A 3,044-nucleotide genomic window follows, 5' to 3' on the forward strand; every position below is an offset into this window, starting at 1 on the left:
GTTCAAGCGACTGTGCGCCCATTTAGCCCACGGGCATCGAAGCAAGCTTCTTGAAACGTGGAATAGGCCAGATCTGCCCGAGCTCCTTGGCAGCGGTAAGGAGATCCGGCATTATTTCGCGTCCCCGTGATTGCGGCATTCGTACAGATGGACCGGCGACACTTACGCACCCGAGCGCAGGCCCGCCCTCCCGATCCGGAATTGGTGCCGCAAATCCCGTGATGCCAATGACGCTCTCATCAGCGGACACAGCGTAGCCACGTTCTTTTATCTGCCTCAGCTCTTCGGAAAGCTGTTGCTCACTGGTCACGGATGACCCGGCATAGTCGCGTGGCAGGATGAAACCTTTGCGGCGAACTTGTGCCAGTGCGTCCGCCTCGTTCAACGTGGACAGCCAAGCCCGCCCGTTTGCCGTCGCGTGAAGGGCCGGTCCCGCTTCCATCGTGGGATCGTATCGAAGTCCTTCAGAACTCCCTTGAGCGCTGGCGATCCAAACGAGCTCTCCGTTTTCCGCCGCACAAACTCGAACGAATTCCCCAGTGCGTTGTGCCAATCGGTTGAGAATAGGTTGGCAGACTTCGTTCAAGCCGATATTTCCGAAAAAGCGAAGTCCAAGAGCCGCAGTTCGGATTGCCAAGCGGTAATGCTGTGTTACGTCGTCTTGGATCGCAAAGTCGCGGTCCGAAAGGATCGAGAGGAGCCTGTGGGCAATGCTTTTGGGGAGCTTGAGCCGTCGTGCTATGTCACTGACCGCAAGCCCTTCAGGATGATCGGCGAGCAGCTCGATGATATCAAGAGTACGCTCCGTTGGTGAAACATTTGCCACGACTAACTCTCAGCGGTGAACGAATCCGGCCTTATATCAGCGACATTTACAAACAGAATGACAAGCTCGCAACTCCCAAGCGGGATCGCAACGTTCTGCCGCGAAGTTTCAATTCGTCGAATTGAATGTAAGGACGTTCAATCAAACTGGTGCGCCGCAGGTTAGGTTCCGCGGCGCCCAATGACGTTAGCGCATTGGCCCAGTTCTCCCTCACGCTGCCTTTCTGCGCGCTTCCAGTACGGCTGCATCAATGGCCTCACCCAGTAGTTCGACGATTGTATCTATGTTCTCGCTTGTCACGATAAGAGGCGGGCAGATAACAACATGGTCCCCCACGTAACCGTCAATCGTGCCGGTGAGGGCGTGTGTAATAAGTCCCCTCGCCTGAGCGTTCTGGTAGATCTTGGAACTCAGGTCCTGCGATGCAGCGAAGGGCGCTTTCGTGCTCCTGTCCTCCACAAGTTCTACGGTCATCAACATCCCTCGACCGCGGATGTCGCCCACGTGTGGATGTTGGCCGAACCTCTCGTTGAGCCTGGCAGAGAGCAGGTTTCCCGTTGTCTTCACATGGTCAAGGAAACCGGGACCACGGAGGACCTTTTGGACAGCAATGGCAGCTGCACATGCAGTCGCATGCCCAGAATAGGTGTATCCTCCCTTGAAAGTGCCTGAACCGGACACGATAGCTTGGTAAATCTTTTCATTTACCATTGTTGCTCCGATCGGTTGATAGCCGGCGGCAATTCCCTTAGCAAATGTGAGGAAGTCTGGGGCAACTCCGTCCTGCTCGCAGGCGTGGAGCGTGCCCGTGCGCCCCAAGCCGCAGAATACCTCGTCAAGGATTAGCAGGACGCCGTATTTGTCGCAGATTTCCTTCACGCGTTTGAAGTAACCAGGTACTGGTGGCGTGGCTCCGTTGGTCGTCCCAGTGACGGTCTCGGCGATAAACGCCATTACCGTATTTGGGCCGAGACCCAAGATAGCCTGTTCCAGTTCATTCGCGACCCGCAGCCCGTACTGTTCCACGGTCTCGCTCTCTTGGCGACCCCGGTATTCGTAGCATGGTGAAATATGGAATACGTTTGCAAGAATGTCTTCAAAGGGAGCGCGGCGTGACAACTGGTGCCCGACACTAAGTGCGGTCAGATTAGCACCATGATAACTTGACCGTCTGCCGATAACCTTCTTTCGCTGAGGCTGACCAATCTCAACGAAGTATTGGCGCGCCATCATCACGGCGCTCTCTACTGCTTCGGAACCGCTGTTCGTAAAGAACACCCGCGTGAGGCCCTCAGGAGCATCGGTGGTCAGAATGGACGCAAGTTCTTCGAGGGGCTCCGAGGTAAACATCGCAGAATGGAAAAAGGCAAACTTCCCAATCTGTTCGCGAACGGCCTCTATGACCGATTCCTCGCTATGACCCAGGCATGAGACGCAGGCGCCGCCGGCGTAGCCGTCAATGTACCGCTTGCCGTCCTTGTCGATAATGTACATGCCCTCGCCTTTGACAGCGACTGGTAGATTGCGTTTTGGGATACGGTGGAACACGCTACTCATATGTCTCTCCTGATGGTTGTTGAATAGGAAGACGCTGCCTGCGTCTCACGGTTAGTTGGAAAGGTGGATCGTTCGACCACCTTCGGCGGCGGATGTGTATGCTGCCTCAACCACTTCCAGCACCCGCGCCGCGTCTCCAAAGTCCGCGATCGTTGGAGTTTTCTTCTCCAAGGCCTCGAGCACATGTTCGACGAATTTCGCGTAGTACAGATCGGTCTCAAATTCGACGGGCAAGAACTCTTGCTCCACGCCGGTCTCGTTGCCGGTCACGACATCAATGCCATCATTGATGGAACGCAGAAAACGTTTGCCGGCTCGAACTGAAAATGTGAATTCACGTTGCCGACCAGGCGCACTGGGGAAGGTGTACCCGCATTCAATCGTGCCAATTGTGCCGGAGGCACTCTTGAGCGTGATGGCGATAAAGTCCTCGATCGAAAGGTTATTGATGTGCGAGGTCGACAAAGCCGACACTGTCGTAATTTCACTGCCACTGAGGGACCTGAACATATCGACCATATGAACGCCGATGTTGATCAGTGGGCCGCCACCAGCTACCTCACGTTCTAGCATCCAGGGATTTCCCGCCTGAAGGTATCGGCTCGGCGGCCCCGCTATGAAACGAAAACTGGCATGATCGGTTCTTCCCAAGGCTTCGGCG

3 protein-coding genes are annotated in these 3,044 nt (G+C 55.5%); all 3 read right to left on the bottom strand.

The window, feature by feature from the left end:
* Window positions 1-22: 22 nt before the first annotated feature.
* A complete protein-coding gene (locus tag GHK62_RS35065) occupies window positions 23-826 on the bottom strand; it encodes an IclR family transcriptional regulator (protein ID WP_337732966.1) in 804 nt (267 codons plus the stop codon).
* Between the two features lie 210 nt (window positions 827-1,036).
* Window positions 1,037-2,383: an aspartate aminotransferase family protein gene (locus GHK62_RS24535; RefSeq protein ID WP_153440449.1), complete on the bottom strand. Its 1,347-nt coding sequence runs from the start codon at window positions 2,381-2,383 to the stop codon at window positions 1,037-1,039.
* Between the two features lie 51 nt (window positions 2,384-2,434).
* On the bottom strand, window positions 2,435-3,044 hold a 610-nt coding region (locus tag GHK62_RS24540; protein WP_234886939.1), incomplete at its 5' end, for a Gfo/Idh/MocA family protein.

The organism is Sinorhizobium terangae (genome assembly GCF_009601505.1).
Lineage (GTDB): Bacteria > Pseudomonadota > Alphaproteobacteria > Rhizobiales > Rhizobiaceae > Sinorhizobium > Sinorhizobium terangae.